Source organism: Acetomicrobium thermoterrenum DSM 13490 (genome assembly GCF_900107215.1).
GTDB classification, from domain to species: Bacteria; Synergistota; Synergistia; order Synergistales; family Acetomicrobiaceae; genus Acetomicrobium; species Acetomicrobium thermoterrenum.
Map to the genome: position 1 here is coordinate 35,485 of NZ_FNPD01000012.1, position 16,910 is coordinate 52,394.

At 47.5% G+C, this 16,910-nt stretch carries 17 protein-coding genes and 1 riboswitch; of the genes, 6 read left to right on the forward strand and 11 right to left on the reverse strand.

The features are described from left to right. Nucleotides 1-7 precede the first annotated feature (7 nt). The 5 genes from BLU12_RS08995 to BLU12_RS09015 all read left to right on the forward strand — a co-directional run bounded on the left by BLU12_RS08995 (nt 8) and on the right by BLU12_RS09015 (nt 4,172). Nucleotides 8-637: a MotA/TolQ/ExbB proton channel family protein gene (locus BLU12_RS08995; RefSeq protein ID WP_327020384.1), complete on the forward strand. Its 630-nt coding sequence runs from the start codon at nt 8-10 to the stop codon at nt 635-637. Further along, a complete protein-coding gene (locus BLU12_RS09000; protein WP_091462221.1) occupies nt 630-1,517 on the forward strand; it encodes an ABC transporter substrate-binding protein in 888 nt (295 codons plus the stop codon). The genes BLU12_RS08995 and BLU12_RS09000 overlap by 8 nt, the downstream gene beginning before the upstream one ends. Then, nucleotides 1,514-1,909: an ExbD/TolR family protein gene (locus tag BLU12_RS09005; protein ID WP_009201772.1), complete on the forward strand. Its 396-nt coding sequence runs from the start codon at nt 1,514-1,516 to the stop codon at nt 1,907-1,909. Before BLU12_RS09000 ends, BLU12_RS09005 begins: the two co-directional genes overlap by 4 nt. Further along, complete coding sequence (locus BLU12_RS09010; RefSeq protein ID WP_159428522.1) at nt 1,909-2,700, forward strand: energy transducer TonB; 792 nt, start codon at nt 1,909-1,911, stop codon at nt 2,698-2,700. Before BLU12_RS09005 ends, BLU12_RS09010 begins: the two co-directional genes overlap by 1 nt. 188 nt (nt 2,701-2,888) lie before the next feature. Beyond that, a complete protein-coding gene (locus tag BLU12_RS09015; RefSeq protein WP_091462225.1) occupies nt 2,889-4,172 on the forward strand; it encodes a dicarboxylate/amino acid:cation symporter in 1,284 nt (427 codons plus the stop codon). 50 nt (nt 4,173-4,222) lie between these two features. Here BLU12_RS09015 and pssA read toward each other — a convergent pair whose 3' ends face one another. The 11 genes from pssA to BLU12_RS09070 form a co-directional block, all read right to left on the reverse strand. Beyond that, nucleotides 4,223-4,939, reverse strand: coding sequence for a CDP-diacylglycerol--serine O-phosphatidyltransferase (gene pssA / locus BLU12_RS09020; protein WP_091462244.1), 717 nt, complete (start codon nt 4,937-4,939; stop codon nt 4,223-4,225). Between the two features lie 7 nt (nt 4,940-4,946). Continuing rightward, on the reverse strand, nt 4,947-5,603 hold the full coding sequence (locus BLU12_RS09025; RefSeq protein WP_091462227.1) for a phosphatidylserine decarboxylase: 657 nt from the start codon (nt 5,601-5,603) through the stop codon (nt 4,947-4,949). Nucleotide 5,604: 1 nt separating this feature from the next. Next, nucleotides 5,605-8,043 (reverse strand): DNA gyrase subunit A, encoded by a 2,439-nt coding sequence (gene gyrA, locus BLU12_RS09030; protein ID WP_091462229.1) that lies wholly within the window; start codon nt 8,041-8,043, stop codon nt 5,605-5,607. Nucleotides 8,044-8,168: 125 nt separating this feature from the next. Continuing rightward, nucleotides 8,169-8,699 (reverse strand): nitroreductase family protein, encoded by a 531-nt coding sequence (locus BLU12_RS09035; RefSeq protein WP_200778746.1) that lies wholly within the window; start codon nt 8,697-8,699, stop codon nt 8,169-8,171. Between the two features lie 108 nt (nt 8,700-8,807). Beyond that, complete coding sequence (locus BLU12_RS09040) at nt 8,808-9,590, reverse strand: ATP-binding protein (protein WP_091462232.1); 783 nt, start codon at nt 9,588-9,590, stop codon at nt 8,808-8,810. A gap of 54 nt (nt 9,591-9,644) precedes the next feature. Beyond that, nucleotides 9,645-10,529, reverse strand: coding sequence for an L-serine ammonia-lyase, iron-sulfur-dependent, subunit alpha (gene sdaAA, locus BLU12_RS09045; RefSeq protein ID WP_091462234.1), 885 nt, complete (start codon nt 10,527-10,529; stop codon nt 9,645-9,647). Beyond that, nucleotides 10,526-11,200: an L-serine ammonia-lyase, iron-sulfur-dependent subunit beta gene (gene sdaAB, locus BLU12_RS09050; RefSeq protein ID WP_091462235.1), complete on the reverse strand. Its 675-nt coding sequence runs from the start codon at nt 11,198-11,200 to the stop codon at nt 10,526-10,528. Before sdaAB ends, sdaAA begins: the two co-directional genes overlap by 4 nt. Nucleotides 11,201-11,387: 187 nt before the next feature. Further along, nucleotides 11,388-13,247, reverse strand: a complete 1,860-nt coding sequence (locus tag BLU12_RS09055) for a TonB-dependent receptor plug domain-containing protein (RefSeq protein WP_091462237.1) — start codon at nt 13,245-13,247, stop codon at nt 11,388-11,390. 108 nt (nt 13,248-13,355) lie between these two features. Beyond that, nucleotides 13,356-13,516, reverse strand: a riboswitch (cobalamin riboswitch). Nucleotides 13,517-13,619: 103 nt separating this feature from the next. Beyond that, nucleotides 13,620-14,537 carry a glycine betaine ABC transporter substrate-binding protein gene (locus BLU12_RS09060; RefSeq protein WP_234945596.1) on the reverse strand — a complete coding sequence of 306 codons (918 nt, stop codon included), beginning with the start codon at nt 14,535-14,537 and terminating at the stop codon, nt 13,620-13,622. A gap of 14 nt (nt 14,538-14,551) precedes the next feature. Continuing rightward, a complete protein-coding gene (locus BLU12_RS09065) occupies nt 14,552-15,220 on the reverse strand; it encodes an ABC transporter permease (protein WP_234945597.1) in 669 nt (222 codons plus the stop codon). 14 nt (nt 15,221-15,234) lie between these two features. Further along, nucleotides 15,235-16,344, reverse strand: coding sequence for an ABC transporter ATP-binding protein (locus tag BLU12_RS09070; RefSeq protein ID WP_091462240.1), 1,110 nt, complete (start codon nt 16,342-16,344; stop codon nt 15,235-15,237). Nucleotides 16,345-16,665: 321 nt separating this feature from the next. Here BLU12_RS09070 and BLU12_RS09075 point away from each other — a divergent pair. Further along, a partial coding sequence (locus BLU12_RS09075) for a transposase family protein (protein WP_143270394.1) occupies nt 16,666-16,910 on the forward strand: 245 nt, incomplete at its 3' end.

Below are 16,910 nucleotides of genomic sequence, written 5' to 3' on the forward strand. Positions count from 1 at the left end.
GTAATCTTTGGAATTCATCGACGTCATAAAGATGGGCGGTCCCAGCATGTACGCCATCCTGGCAGTCTCTATCGTCGGGCTTGCCGTGGTATTGGAGCGGATTTGGTTTTACGCCAAGTCTTGGACGAACCCGGAATTATTGGAACGCAAATTGGGGGAACTTCTGTACAAGGGAGATGCCGAGGCAGCTGCTTCTTTGGTACGCGAAAAGGAGAGCTCCTTGCACCGTCTTTTTAGGGCAGCTATAGATCACTGGCTGGCGCCGCCAGAGGCATTGAAGATGTTGCTGGAACAAGAGGTTCGCCATGAGCTTTACAGATGGGAAAAGGGATTAACCCTTCTTTCCACGGTGGCCAGAGTAACGCCTTTATTGGGGCTTTTAGGCACCGTGCTGGGAATTGTCGACGTCTTCCGCTCCGTCGCCGAATCGGAGGGCCCCACCAATATGGCCCTGCTTGCCTCAGGCATATGGGAAGCCCTGCTGACAACCGTCGCGGGCCTTGCGGTAGCGATACCTGCCGTCTTGTGCTATTCCTGGTTTTCCTCCAAAATCGATGCTCTCGAGGAGTCCCTTTGGAGGGGATCCGATTTCATTTTGCGGGAAAAGATGTTAAGAGGAAGGACAGAACATGATTGACGTCAAAAAAATTTCGTTTTTTTTGTTCTTCCTGTGTATCTTATCAATACAGACATTGACTCCTCATGCAGAGGCTGACGCAAAGGAGGGCTACAAAAGGATAGTCTCTCTCTCTCCCAGTATAACGGAGTCGCTTTATGCACTGGATTATTTCGATCGCGTGGTAGGGGTTACGGATTACGACACCTATCCCCCGGAGGTATCGTCCGTAAACAGCGTCGGAGGCAGCGTCGACCCTTCCCTCGAGAAGATCCTCTACCTCAAGCCGGACCTGGTCATAGGAGAGAGGAATTTTCACCACGATTTGCTGGAACACATTGAAAGCTTTGGAATAGATACCTTGGAACTCACACTACACCACAGACTGGATGACGTAAAAGAGGCATTTTTCGAGATAGCAAAAAAGGTAGGGAGAACCGATAGGGCCGAAGAAGTGTGGAAGGACATCGAAAGGGGATTAACGGACAAAAGACGCCATACGACAAATAAATCGCAAAAAGAGGCATCGATGTTGGTGGTCGTATGGCACGATCCTCTTATTGTCGCCGGCGGGTGGAGCTACATAGGAGACATCATGAAAGCTATAGGCATAAAAAATGCTGCCGAAAGCAAAGAATATTCCTTCCCCGCCATAAGCAGGGAGGAGCTTCTTTCCTACGATCCCGATGTTATATTTCTGGTCAGATCAAAAATAGGAATGTCCACGACTGTTGAAGACTTCATAAAAACGATAGAGGGCCTCCCGATAAAGGCAAAGGAAGGGGGCGTTGTCTCCCTGGAAGCCGAGGTCCTCCTTCATCCTGGACCCAGAGTGCTTGAAAGCGCGGACATTCTTTTAAAAGCCCTGAAGCTGGGCCTCCGGGAGGGAGAGCTTAAATGAGATCGAAAAGGAGATCTTCCCCGGAAATAGAACTGACGCCTTTGGTGGACGTGGTGTTCCAATTGATAATTTTTTTCGTCCTGACGGCAGCCTTCGTCCAGGGAAGCATTACTGTATCGTTACCTGAGGGTACTGGTCAGCCGGTGTCTCAGACGCCTCTCGTTATAAACGTCGATCAAAATGGAGAAATCTTTGTCAACGACGAAAAGGCAGAAATCCCGGAAGCGGTAGACCTTGCAAGAGAAGTGGTAAGCAAAGGCAGGCCGATCCTCCTTGCAGGGGACAAAAGGACGCCCTACGAAGCCATTGTCCGTGTATTGAACGCCCTTAAAGAAGGAGGAATCGACGAAATATCCCTTGCGGTGGGAGGAGGCGACAAGGGGACCCCATGATGGGCAATATCGGGAAATGGATAGGACCATTGACCTTAAGTTTTTTAATTCATTTGGCACTTTTCTGGCACCTGGAAATCCCAAAGCCTCAAGCTCTGCCACAAAGGACGGATAGTGTCATTGCCATCAGGCTTGCAAATACGAACGAGGCCGAAAAGACCTCAAGGATTGCAGAGGATAAAGATCCTGGCCCAACAAAACCTTCCTTGCCTGACAAGCCCGCAGAGACGAAGGACTACAAGGCAAAGGAAGACAAAGCAAAGGAAGACAAAGGGACTACAAAGCTAACAAAGAAACCTGCGTCCAAGAAGCCTTTGGCTGAAAAAGAAAAGAAGGCTCCGGCAAAGGAACGTTCTCCAGAGAATATCGACGTAAAGGCCGCAGACTCGACTGCATCGCCTGCAGAGGTGGCAAAGCCCCTCCCAAGGGAAAGTGACGGCAGCAATTCTCAACCTTCGCCACTTCAAGAAGACCTTAAAGGCCAACCCGAAATCCCTTCAACTTTTTCCGACAATCCCCAACAACCTATTGCAGTGGCCAGCGAACTTGACATCCTTCGAAGCGTCAAACCCATCTATCCTCTTATATCCAGAAGACGAGGGGAAGAGGGAACTGTCATCGTATATGTGCGACTTTCTTCCGACGGCAAGGTAAAGGAAGCCAGGATACATCGTTCCAGCGGTTTTGATTTGCTCGATGAAAGCGCCCTAAAGGCCGTCAAGCAGTGGATATTTAAATCTTCGGAAGAAAAAGAGGTTCTAGTGCCGGTCGTCTTCAAGTTAAATCCCTAAGTACCAGACAAATCGATCGAACTGTTCCTCATTCATAGATTATTAAAATAGTTTTTATTTTAAATCAATAACCGCTAGTTTTTTCGATAAAAAGAAATTTTTATCGAAATGTAACAGCAAGATCAGGCAACATGCAGTATAATTAAAACAATCCATAAAATCCACTTCAATAGAGGGAGGGTGATCTTATGTCAGAGGGAGAAAAAAAGAGGGGCTTTATGGGTTGGTACTTTGGATCGAATTTGCTCATTCGAATATTGCTGGGACTCATATTAGGTATAGCGGCAGGATTGCTTCTTAAGGACAAGATACTTTGGGTGCAACCCTTCGGGGATTTATTCATTAGACTCCTTAAAATGATAGTCGTTCCAGTAATACTCTTTAGCCTTATCGTCGGAACGGCGAGCATAAGCCCCTATCGCCTGGGCAGGGTAGGAATAAAAATAATCATCTATTATTTGATAACCACAGTCTTTGCCGTTGCCATAGGCTTGATCTTCGCCAACTTGTTTAAACCGGGTCTGGGGTTAGATTTGGCGGGCGCCGAAGCGGGAGGATTTGAACTGAAAAGACCTTCCCTGGTGAATACTTTCTTGAACATAGTGCCGACAAATCCCGTCGAGGCCTTGTCCAAGGGAGATGTGTTGCCCATAATCTTCTTCGCCCTGCTTTTTGGAATAGGCCTTTCCCTGTTACGGGAAAGCGAAAAGGAAGAGCTCAGAACATCGGCTAACATCGTATATAATTTCGCCAACGGAGCTGCAGAGGTAATGTACAAGATCGTAAGGGGGATAATGGAATACGCTCCCATTGGCGTGTTTGCTTTAGTAGCTGTAGTCCTGGCGAAGGAGGGCCCGAGGGTCATAGGACCCTTAGCGACGGCAGTGGGCGCGGAATATCTAGCTATTGTAGTCCACGTAGCGGTAGTTTACGGGCTAATACTCCGGTTTTTTGGATTGCGCCTCAGCAAGTTTCTGGCTCACGCAAAGGAAGCCATTATAACAGCCTTTGTAACGAGAAGCAGTAGCGGAACATTGCCGGTATCCATGGCCTGCGCTGAAAATATGGGCATATCCAAAGGCACCTACTCCTTTACGCTCCCCCTTGGAGCCACCATCAATATGGACGGTACGTCTATTTATCAGGGAGTTTGCGCTCTCTTTATAGCTTTTGCCGTTGGTCATCAATTGCCCCTTTCGGATCAGTTGATAGTAATAGTAACAGCCCTGCTTGCCTCCATAGGCACAGCCGGAGTGCCGGGTGCAGGTGCTATTATGCTGCTTTTGGTGTTAAATTCCGTAGGTTTGCCCGTAGAACCCGGAACGCCCGTAGCTGCTGCTTACGCAATGATATTGGGTGTTGACGCCATATTTGACATGGGAAGGACCTGTATTAACGTAACGGGAGACCTCGTTGGAACGAGCGTCGTCGCAAAAAGCGAAGGTGACCTGGATATATCTAAATGGTCTTAAGCTCAACAAATAATAAGAGGGAGAAAAGAATCTCCCTCTTATTTGTTTATTTATCGATGGTCCGTAACTTCGTCTCCCTTCAAAGAAAGCCACTTACCCCAATCGATCCCTACAGGACCGCTGCAGACGTATATCAGCATGTAAGCCAAAGGAGACTTTTCCTTCAGCAATATCGAAAGGCTTATAAAACAACTAAGCAAAAACAGGAGCCTGAAAACATTTATGTTATCCCTGCTCAACTGCTTCAAGCTTGAGTAGGATATGTTCGAGATCATCAGGGCCCCGGTCCCCGTTGCTATTATTGCAGCCCCGAGGGAGGGCAAGATCACGCCCGAAATAACGAAGGAGGTCAAAAACAAACCCGCAGCAGGGATTGGAAGCCCCTGAAAACTTCCGCTTGTATGTACCACATTAAATCTGGCTAACCGCAGTGCCCCGCACAATACGAAAAAGGCAGTTCCAAGGGCGCCCAGGATACCGCTTGACGGGTATAAATATGAGACATAAAAAATCAGGCCGGGCACAACTCCGAAGCTGACCACATCGGCCAAGCTGTCAAATTCCATCCCAAACGCGCTGTCTCCTCCCAACGACCTTGCCACCTTTCCGTCCATCAAATCGAAAAATGCGGCCATGAGGATCAACCAGGCGGCCGGCATCAGGTGATCATGAAACACCAAAATCAATGACATGATGCCACATAAAATATTTCCGCTCGTGATCATGTTGGGAAACAATTTGCGCAGAGAGATGGGTTTTTTTAACATTCTCTTTCTATGAACTTTTCTGTTCAACGATATCACTCCCTTCATCCTCTAAAACCATGCCTATAACGCTGCTTCCGGCCTTGACCCTATCGCCAATCTTTACGATTGGCTTTACGCAAGGCGGAAGATAAACATCGACTTTTGAACCAAATTTTATCATGCCATAGGCTTGTCCCTTGGCCATGAATTGATCCACCTTCACTCTACACGCTATTCTCCTTGCCAGCAAGCCTGCAATCTGCACAAGCAAAACATTACCATGTTTTGTCTCGAGACCGGTATATAACCTTTCGTTGATCTCCGAGGACTTGGGAGCAAAGGCCACCAAATGTTTACCCTTCCGATACTTCAAAAAGGATATCTTCCCTTCATAGGGAATGCGATTCACGTGCACGTCGGCCACCGTCATGAATATGCCTATCTTGATAGAATTACCGACGAAGGGAATGTCAGTGCTTTCAACCTCTACGACCTTCCCATCCGCTGGACTTACAAAGGCTAAGGGGTCACTTGGAACTTCGACATGGGGCTCCCTGTAAAACCACGCCAAAAATAACGCACACAACCCCATGAAACCTCCCAAGACAGGAGATATAAGCCAAGCGCCGCAGGCCATAAAAACAGCTGCTGCGATCGGGACTACCCCCTCTGAAGCTATCTTCATGCTAGACTTCCTCCATAGCATCGTCTCGAACTATCGTAATATCTGCCACGCTATCACCTTGGTCAAGCCTTACCAAAATACTTCCCGTCGCCGTTCGGGAAAGCACGGGAACATTCTTAACCGCTATCCGCGTCACACGCCCTTTGCTGGTAACTATCATGACCTCATCATCTTCAGTCACGCTCCAGGCGCCTACAAGCGATCCCGTGCGGTTCGACAGCCGCATAGCTCTCACCCCCGAGCCACCTCGGTGATGCAGAGGAAATTCGTCGAAGGAAGTGCGCTTGCCAACGCCCTTTTCGCTAATAAACAATATCGCCATTCCCTCCTGCAGGGGTTCGCATCCAACCAATACATCGCTTTCCGACAGCCGTATGGCGCGCACGCCCCTGGCCTGTCGGCCCATTGGACGAAATTCCTGCTCGCTCGTCCTCAGTGCCTGGCCCTGGGCAGAAACGAACAAAAGCTCGTCTTCGCCGGATGTAAACCGTACCCTGGCTATAAAATCTCCGTCGTCCAAGGTAATGACCCGCCGGCCGGCACGGGTCAGGTTGGCCAATTCCCTAACATCGAGCCTCTTGGCAATTCCCCTCTCGGTCGCAAAGAATACGAACCTGGCTCCGTGCATCGTATCCTCTTTTATTGCCACAACGCGCTCATTTTCCTCCAGGGTAAAAAAGGAGCTCACATGTTTGCCTTTCCCGTTTTTCGGTTCGGGGAGCAAATATCCCTTTATGGCAAAGACGCGCCCCTTGCTCGTGAAAAGGAATATGTCATGATGAGTTGTAGTAGCAGCGAACATCTCCACTTCATCATCTTTTTGTTTTAACCCTTTGATGCCTTTGCCGCCCCGTCCCTGCAGATGATAGTCTCCTAAAGAGGCGCGCCTTAAATAACCGTCCTTGCTCAAAACTACGACTATATCCTCCTCAGGTATCAGTTCGTCGTCTGCCACTTCGACTAATTCGTCTACAATTTCGGTCTTCCTGATATCGCCGTATTGTCTCTTAAGCTCCGTCAGCTCCTCTTTGACTACAGAATCCAACACACTGGGATTTTCAAGGATAGAGTGGTACATCTCTATATCCTTAAGAAGATGTCTCAACTCTTCTTCCAATTTGCTCCGTTCCAGGTTGGTAAGACGCTGCAATCTCATGTCGAGTATTGCCTGTGCCTGTAATTCCGTGAAGCCAAAATTATCCATGAGCCCTACCCTTGCTTCCTGAGCATCCTTGGATCTTTTGATAAGAGCAATAATCTCGTCTATCATATCCAGGGCCTTTACCAGTCCCTCCACTATATGGGCCCTTTCCTCCGCCTTCCTGAGGCGATAATTTGTTCTGCGACGAACGACATCTCTCCTGTGATCCAGAAATATTTTGAGAAGTTCTATTAATCCGAGCTCCCTCGGCACCCCGTCCACAAGGGCCAGGTTAATGACGCCAAAGGTGGTTTGAAGAGGCGTTCTGCTGTAAAGCTGCTTCAAAACCAAATGGGGATCTGCATCTCTTTGAAGTTCTATGACGACCCTTATTCCGTCTCTGTCCGATTCGTCTCTTAGGTCAGCTATACCGGTCAGATAGCCCTCCTGTACGCCCCTTGCTATTATTTCGATTAGCGTGACTTTGTTGACCATATATGGGATCTCTGTCACTATCAGGCTCGTCTTTCCGCGCTTCATCTGCTCGATGGAGACTCTTCCGCGCAAGACGATCTTGCCCCTTCCCGTCCTGTAAGCGTTTATGATGCCTTCCCTTCCGGTTATCGTTCCTCCCGTCGGGAAATCAGGCCCCGGCATGACTTCAATTATGTCTCCGAGCTCGACATCCTCTCCTCTGTCTATCAAAAGGCAGAGGGCATCCACCACTTCCGATAAATTATGGGGAGGGATGTTTGTAGCCATGCCTACGGCAATTCCCGAGCTGCCATTGACCAGAAGATTTGGAAGCAGCGACGGCAAGACGAGCGGTTCCTGCAAGGTTTCGTCGAAGTTCGGGCCCCAGTCTACCGTGTCTTCGTTTATGTCTCTCAGCATCTCTTCTCCCAGTGGAGAAAGCCTGGCTTCAGTATAACGCATAGCCGCGGGGGGATCGCCATCTATCGAACCGAAGTTGCCCTGTCCGTCCACCAGTGGATAGCGCATGGAAAAATCTTGGGCCATTCTGACCATGGCATCGTATATGGCCGCGTCTCCATGGGGATGATATTTTCCCATGGTCTCTCCGACGATCCTGGCCGATTTTCTGTAGGGTTGGTTTGACCTCAAGCCCAGTTCCATCATCGCGTAAAGTATCCTTCGCTGCACGGGTTTCAGGCCATCCTTCGCATCGGGCAAAGCCCTGCCCACGATTACGCTCATGGCATAATCGAGATAACTCAGCTTTATTTCTTCTTCTATCGGTAATCTAAGCACTTTACCTATATTGCTGCTTTCTGCCATTTCGATACCTCCAACGAAAAGATGAGACTGTCAACAACAAAGAAGCGACGGCGTAGCTAAAAGTCCGTCGCTTATGAATCATATTTTAACATATTTTTACCTTTTTTACCTCGAGGAATGGTATTTTACCATTTGTTGTGATGAACCCTCTGGTTGTCGTAACCGCTATGGGGTTCCTTGCTTTCTGCAGGATATCCTATGGCAGCTATGCCTAACACGTTGATATGTTGAGGTATCCCCAAAACCTTCCTTATAGCTTCGGGACGACCAGGGGAGTTATTGACGCCAAGCCACACCGATCCAAGCCCCAATGCCTGAGATGCCAGCAGGATGTTTTGCATAGCAGCTGAACAATCCTCCTCCCAATACCGTTTTGCAAAATCGCTGATGGAAGGATCGCCACAGACGACGACGGCAAATCCCGCTTCATGAAGCATCTTTCCGTAAGGATGAGCCTCAGCCAATGCATCGAGCAACGATCTTTCGTCCACGACGACAAAATGCCAGGGCCTCGTACCTCCCGCCGTAGGGGCTGCCTGTGCGCATTCCAAAATTATCTCCAATTTTTCCGGTTCAACCTTTCTATCCTTTTGAAACTTCCTTATGCTCCTTCTGTCCAATATTACCTTTATAGCGCGATCCTCTCGCAAAGACATCGTAAACACCTCCTGAACAAAATTTTGTCGATCCTCGAATGAGCTACAACAGATGATAATTATACTGCACTTTTTTTAAGAATCAACTTTCAAGGCAAAGCAACAGTCTCAGTATCTAATTGCATTGGCCTTTTCCGATATCGCCTCGAAACAAGATCGCAGAAAAGGCGCAAATTCCGGAAGCAAAGGAACGGTATCGCCTTTCAAGTTAGAGGCGGCAACCCTTTTGTCTCGAGGAAAAAATGCTGCGGCTTCTACCCCTATGGACTCAAGTGATGCCTTGACGTTTTCAATTACATCATCATCGGCCATATTGACAACCGCCACCATCGGACGATCCACTTCCTTTGCCAAATCGCTCATAAACTTGACCATTTCCAATGATTCGTGGGAGGGCTCAAGAACTACAAGAAAAATATCGGCGCTTCGCCAGATGCCGCGCCCAATATGCTCTATGCCTGCCTCGCAGTCCACCAAAATCCACCATCCGGGAGCATGCAGCCTCGCAAGAAACCCCTTCTCCAGCGCTCCCATGGGACAGGCGCATCCCTCGTCGGGTTGGCGAATTTTGCCTATGGCCAAAAAGGCATAATCGTCCCTCCTGCTAACGCAGGTTCGCGGCAAATCGTCAACGTGGATCTTGGCATCCTCGTCGAACCCACCCTTTTTGTTGTCGAAGACGACTTTTTTTACGGCAACCCTTCCTCCCAGATCGTCCATCAACGTGCTCTTGGGGGCACTGAGCCCAAGCATCCTATAGAGGCTGCGGTTGCTTTCGTCGGCATCTATTACCAACACTCGCATCCCTTCCGAGGCCAAAAATTTGGCAAACATTGCGGTTATCGTGCTCTTCCCGCTCCCACCGCGACCGCATATAAAAACCTTCGTCATGATTGAAGTGACACCCCCGTTTCTCTTTTATCTCCGGGCTCGATCAAATTTTCTTTAAATTTCGGCCATGGGCGGAACTTCACTGAATATCTTCTTCTCTAATTCCCTGCCCTTCGGCGTTGCCGCCAACCCTCCCTTAGAAGTCTCCTTTAAGCTTTCCGGCAAAGCCCTCCCAACTCTCCGCATTGCATCGATGACCTCGTCGGGGGGGATTACGGACCTGATCCCGGCCAAGGCCATGTCGGCACAAAGCGATGCCAGGGAAACCAAAGTGCCGTTTCTTTTTATACAAGGCACCTCCACCAACCCCGCCACGGGATCGCACACCAAACCCATCAAGGATTTAATCGTCAAAACTGCAGCATGAGCCGAGGCCTCAGGACTTCCTCCCTCAAGATAAACCAAAGCTGCCGATCCCATGGCTGCAGCAGCGCCGCACTCTGCCTGACAGCCGCCCTCCGCCCCTGCCAGGGTGGCTCTCTTCTGAATGACCTCGCCAACACCGCCTGCAACGATCAGGGCTTTTATCAGCATATCTCTGGAAGGCCCATACAAATCTCGATAGGCAAATAACAAGCCTGGCAATATACCGCAGCTTCCGGCAGTAGGAGCAGCCACTATGCGCCCCATATTCGCGTTGTACTGAGACACGGAAAGCGCTATGCGAGAGGCCTTGGCTATGAATTTGCCTGAAAGGGGAACATCCCTTTGAGCAATGTACCGTTCGAACCTGCGTGCCTCATCTTCCATCATACGTCCTTTGAAATCCGCATTTATCGCTGAATTTACCGATTGTTCCATAGCATCGAGCATGTGCGACATATTTGTGTATATGAGATCCTCGCTCTTTCCGCTTTCACGACTTTCCAGTTCCACTACGGCTTCGTGGAATTCAAGGTCGACTTCACAAAGTTTCAGTATCTCTTCGAAAGACCTCATCTGACATCACTCTCCGGAGAGGGGATAAAGATCACGCGCATCAAGGCCGAATGGGAATTTAAGATCTCATCTTTCGTGTTCTCTTTCAATTCGCCGTCAATTTCTATTACCATTGCAGCCTTGCCTCCGCGCCCCTGTCGATGCAACCGCATTGTAGCTATATTAAGGCCCTTTTCTGCCATTACGCCTGCAACGGCAGCAACTACTCCCGGCTGATCTCTATGAAAGGTTATTATAGCAGCCAAATCTCCACTTAAGGAGATGGAAAAGCCATCTATCTCCTGAAGCTCTATCACGCCACCGCCCAGGGAAGCTCCCACCAATTCCATTGCCCTGTCTTCTTTATATATGACGAACCTTACAGAATTGGGATGGGCTCCATCGATGGATTCGGCAAAAAAGCGATATTCCAATCCCCTCTGTCGGGCGATCTCAAGGGCATCTCTTATCCTTTCGTCATCGGGCATAAATCCGAGAAGCCCGCCGATCAGCGCTTTATCAGTGCCGTGTCCCCAATATGTGGAGGCAAAACTGCCTCTTAAAAATATGTCGACTTTATTGACCTCTTCGTTCCATGCTCTTCTGGCAAGCCTGCCCAGCTTGGCCGCACCCGCCGTATGGCTCGAAGAAGGCCCAACCATTACAGGTCCTATTATGTCCAACAACGCCATATTTTTCACCTTCCGCTTAAATACTGTTCAACCCCTATTCCGTATTGTGAATTTTATCATAAAAATTAAAGAGCTAAAACCCTACCGGACCAACAACTACATCGAAGGCAAAGGACCGCACCAGGGCGGTCCTTTGCTAAACTTCAATATTTCCTGCCGTTAGGGAAAAATTCCATTCAAAGATCCATTAAAAGAGATGTTCAAAGGTCAGATATACCCTTCTTTCTGGGCCGATGTATCCTGAAGTGTCAATAATGTACTCTTCATCGAATATGTTGTAAGCAGCCAGAGTTATTTTATAGTTTTCCATATCGTAAGCCAAAATAGCATCGACAGTAACGAAATCATCATCGGCTCTATCATCGCCACTAAGATTGTCTTTCTCGCGTTTTCCGTAATAGTGGGCGCTCAAGCTGCCAAACCAGGGGCCGTTGTCGTAATTAAGCTCGCTGTAAAGCTCCAATTGAGGAGTGCCACCCTTCCTCCAAGGGTCACTTGAAGTTTGTTTTTCTTCCGCCTTTTGCCAGGTCATTCCATTAATCCAACTTAGGTTAGTGGTGAATGGTTTTTCGAGTTGCCCTTCGATGCCCCAGGAACGAAATTCTGCTAGGTTATTGTATCTTCCCCTGAAATTTTCAGAATCAATCGTTTCCCATTTAATTTTGTCGTCCATCTCCAGATAAAATAAGTTTATATTCCACTTGCTGACTGGGTCTTTAATCCCAAAATCGTAAGCCCAGCCTTTTTCTGGTAATAAATTAGGATTTGGATCGTGCCAAGAAGATTTTGAATATAACTGGTACAAACTTGGCATCGCAAAGGACCTGCCCGCGGTTAAATACCATAACTTTCCACTAGCATCCTGGCGATAAAATGAGATCTTGGGTGCGAACTCAGACTCGTCTTTACCGTTGTCGACATCCCAATTCTCATATCTCAAACCTATATCCATAAATGTGTCGCCCAACAAAAACGAAAATTGAACGAAGGGAGCAATGTTGTGCCGTTCGGCCTTGAAAGAATTATCGTAAATTACTAAATCATCAACCGACAGATCTTCAAAGCGATAGGCAACTCCCCAGGCAAGCGGGATATCTCCCATTGAAGTCCTTTGAGTAAACTCTAATCCCCAAATATCTCCGTCATAATTATTACTATCATCACTTCCTTTATACTTTCTGTCAATTAAATGAGCATAAGCTATTACTTCATTTTTTAGATCGGCATATTTCAGATAAAATCTTTTATAATCATCTTCATATCTATCAACTGCATCTTTATAAGGTTCCCATTTTGAATCGTATGAGCCGAAATCGGCGCCAAAACGCCAGTTCCCCCAAGAAAGTGCAATGCTCGCCGAATCTTCGTCATAGTCAAGCGCTTTATAAACTTCATCATTATAATACCTGATGGGCACTTCGCCTTCTTCTCTGTGATTGTAGCGAATCCCGACATCAAAGACGTCGCCTTTAATCCCTGCCGAGACGGAATACCTGCGCCAGTCGTTGCTGCCGCCTTCGGCTATGATTGACGTCTTGTACTTATCAGGCGTCTTGGTGATGATGTTAATTACACCCGCTGCAGCCATTGAACCGTAAAGTGCAGATCCGGCACCTTTTATAACTTCGACCCGTTCGACCGATTCCAAGGGGATGGACCTTAAGTCAACATTGAACATATCTGCTCCATAGCTTGCGTTGTAATATGGAACACCATCGACCAGTATTAATACTTCCGTTGCAACGCCCCTCATCCTCAACGAATCATCTTGTGCCCACGAATTTTTCCTTAAAGTGGATATGCCTGGGATCTTATCCAATACCTCGCTTAAAGTCTTAGCTCTGCTTCTTTCGATCTCCTCTGCTGTGATCACATATGTTGCCTGCGGAACCTCATCTAGCGACTCTGCCAACCTGCTTCCCGTGACAAGCTCCGGGGCAACCGTCACGGGGCCTTCCTGAGCCAAAACCTCCCCGCCTAAAAAAGACCACAGATAAAGAAAGCTTAAAAACATGATGACCTTTGAAAAACTCAATAACAACTTCATAGATCTACCCTCCAATCAACATATTAGTAATATAAAGCAAAAGGGGCAACCTGCCACGTAAGACAGGTTACCCCTTTTCCCTGCCAGATCACGCCACCGCATGATGCAAGCATCTCATCGTCTTCGGCCGGTCTTCTGGCTTCCCCTCATCCTACTATCGCGCCTTCCCACCAAAAGGCAGTGGCAATATGCGATTTCGTCAGGGTTACAGCGGCGGGGCCGCACCGGATTTTCACCGGTTTCCCGTCACCGAAACGATCGTGTTGTTCTTTTTTTCGTCTGCTATCTTACCCCTTGCCCCTATAAAAATCAACAGGGGTCCGGTTTTCGTTGCTGGTGCAGGCAAACAACATATTTCCGATTATATGTAGCTTATATATAGCCTCTCTCCTTCAAGAAGCTCCTGGCCACCTCGGCAACGTCCCTGCCCTCACCGTCTACCATGTAATTCAACTGCTGCATGTCCTCGTCGGTTATCGAATTGGCAAGCCTGTTAAGGACATCTCCTATCTGCGGATATCGATTTAAAACCTCTCCGTTGACAAGGGGCGCAGCAAAATAGGGCGGAAAGAATTTTTTGTCATCTTTCAATATCTTTAGCTTATGGGCCACAAGCAACCCATCGGTAGCAAAGGCGCTTATGACCTGAACCAGATCGTTGTCTATTGCCGAGTACATGAGACCCGGGTCCATGGCCTTTACTTCTTTGAAGGAATATCCGTAGGCCTTTATAAATCCCGGGTATCCGTCGGGGCGTTCGGCGAACTCCATGGTACACCCGAATACGAGCTCATCGGCCAATTTGCCGAGGTCGGAGAAAGTTTCAATGCCATTTTCCTTGGCGAACTCCTCCTTCACTGCCAAGGTATAGGTATTGTTGAATCCCCACGGTTCCAGCCATATCAAGTTCCATCTGTCCTCAAATTCTTTCTTTACGATTTCATACACTTCCTGAGGATCAGTCTTCGATTCCATCTGGAGTATATTGACCAATCCGGTCCCCGTGTATTCCACGTAAATATCTATACCGTTATTAGCGCTACCCCTCTTCAAGGCCTCAAAACAGACGTTGGTTCCCCCTAAATGCAGCTTTCTTTCGACTTTCAAATCGGTATGCGCCTCGATCAATTCAGCGACCATATGCCCCACTACCATTTGCTCGGTATAATTCTTGGAACCAACTACAACCTTCCCTGCTGACTCACCGGCTCCATAGCTCGTGCTGCTAAAAGAAAAAACTTGCGATATCGCAAAAAGGATCACAAAAATTGCAAGGGCCAACTTTCTCATATACATCTCCTCCTTTACCGTTTTACTTTTTTTACTTTTCTCCTAATTCCCTTAGGCGTTACTAATTTTTCTAAAATATTTAACAAAAAATCTATAACCAGAGTTAAAACCATCGCCGGAACTGCGCCGGCAATGATCATCCTGTTGTTGACCATCGAAATTCCTCGATAGATCAGCTGACCCAATCCTCCAGCCCCGACCAAAGCGGCTATCGTCGTAAGTCCTACCGCAGTGACGGCCGATATTCTAATACCTGCCATTATCACAGGCAAGGCCAACGGAAGCTGCACCATCTTCATCAGTTGCCAGTTCGTCATTCCCATGCCCCTGCCGGCTTCCAGAATGGCCCTATCCACATTTATCAATCCCGTGTAGGTGTTCTTTATTATAGGAAGGAGCGAATACAAGAAGATCATCACTATGGACGGCTTGGATCCTATCCCAAGTATGGGAATTAAAAAACCCAACAGCGCCAAACTCGGCAAAGCCTGCACAGCGTTGGCAATCCCGACGACTATGCCCGCAGCTTTCTCGAACCTCGTTATCGTTATACCCAGCGGAACGGCGACTAAAACGGCGAAAAAGACCGCGATGAACGTCAGATATAGGTGTTGGGTTGTCAATTCCAGAATTTGATCCTGTCTTTCAAGCATGAAACTGATATATTGACTGAAAATACTCATTCCCATCACGCCTTTTAAAAATATCTTTCGCTAAATATGTTTATCAACGAACTTCTCGTTATTAAACCTACCAAAATACCATTGTCATCCGTTACCGGGACAAAACCTATATTTTTTTCGGCCATAAGCTTAATTATATATGATAAAGATTCATTTGGACGAACAGAAATTACATCTTTGGTATATATTGCATCTAAATACTTCTTCTCGCCAAAATGTTCCCCAATATCTCCAGCAGTAACGATACCCAGAAGTTTGTCGCTTTCATCTACAACCAATATGCTGTTTACTGCATGGCTTTTCATTATCTCCACTGCCTGGGCAAGCGTCCTCCTGGGATGGGCCTTCACGGGATCTTTTATCATGACGTCTTCTGCGGTCATGAGATCAGGAGCGCGCATCAATCTCTTTTTTCCTATGAACTCTTCGACGAATCCGTGAGCCGGATTTTTCAACAAGACCTCCGGAGCATCGAATTGTAAAACTATGCCATCTCTCATTATGCATATCCGATCCCCTAATTTAAGAGCTTCGTCAATGTCATGTGTAACGAATACAATGGTTTTTTGAAGCTCCTGTTGCAGGTTGAACAGTTCCTCCTGGAGCTGTTCTCTGGTAATCGGGTCCAAGGCGCTAAAAGGCTCGTCCATTAGGATGATTTCAGGATCAGAAGCCAAAGCCCTCGCTACGCCAACGCGCTGTTGCTGCCCTCCCGAGAGTTCGCTGGGATATCTGTTCATATAGTCCCTGGGGGGCAATCCCACAAGCTCGAGCAGCTCTTCCACTCTTTTCATTCTTTTGTCCTTTGGCCATTTCTTCAAGTAGGGCACCAAGCCGACGTTTTCGGCAACGGTCATGTGAGGAAAGAGTCCTATCTGCTGTATCACATATCCGATATTCCTTCTCAGCTCGATGGGACTCAGCTTTCCTATGTCCTCTCCGTTTATAAAAATTTTTCCGCTTGTGGGCTCTATCAGCCTGTTTATCATCTTCAATGTAGTAGTCTTGCCGCAGCCGCTTGGGCCTATAAGAATGGTTATCTCGCCCTTGCGCATTTCAAGGTCGATTTCCTTTAAAACTTCCGTATTCCCATACTTTTTGGTGACCTTCTCGAATTTAATCAAATCGATATCACACTCCCGAAATGACAAAACATAAGTTCAGGCACAGAAGTGCTTTTTAAGCAAGATTTTAATTTCGAATCTTAAACTCTCTTCCCAATAAATTTCAATTAAACAGATATGCCTTGCGCAGTGATTTGTCTAGTAAAGGAGGCGTCTTCCGACTTTTACGTCAGTTTAAATATATACGTAAAAAGGCCTCTTTGTCAAAGATATCGGGGTTTGGACCGCGGGCTCTATAATCTTTAGTGTGGAATTTGGCTTTGAAAATATAATGGTGGTAAGAACCAACCAAACCCATTAAGAAAGGAGGCTCTTACCACCATGGCCAATGGCCATAATAATAATATCACCAAAATGCTCGGACTTAAAGGCTTCAAGATATCGGATACGCGTGAAGAAGAGGATGCTTTTGTGATTGAGGTGCAAGTTAGACCCGACAGGACAGCAGTTTGTCCCGAGTGTAACTCAAAAGATTTCTACAGGCACGGCAAAGCCAAACCAAGGAAGGTGCTGCACACGTTAATCAACGGAAAGAAAGTATATCTTGAGATACATGGCAGGCAGAG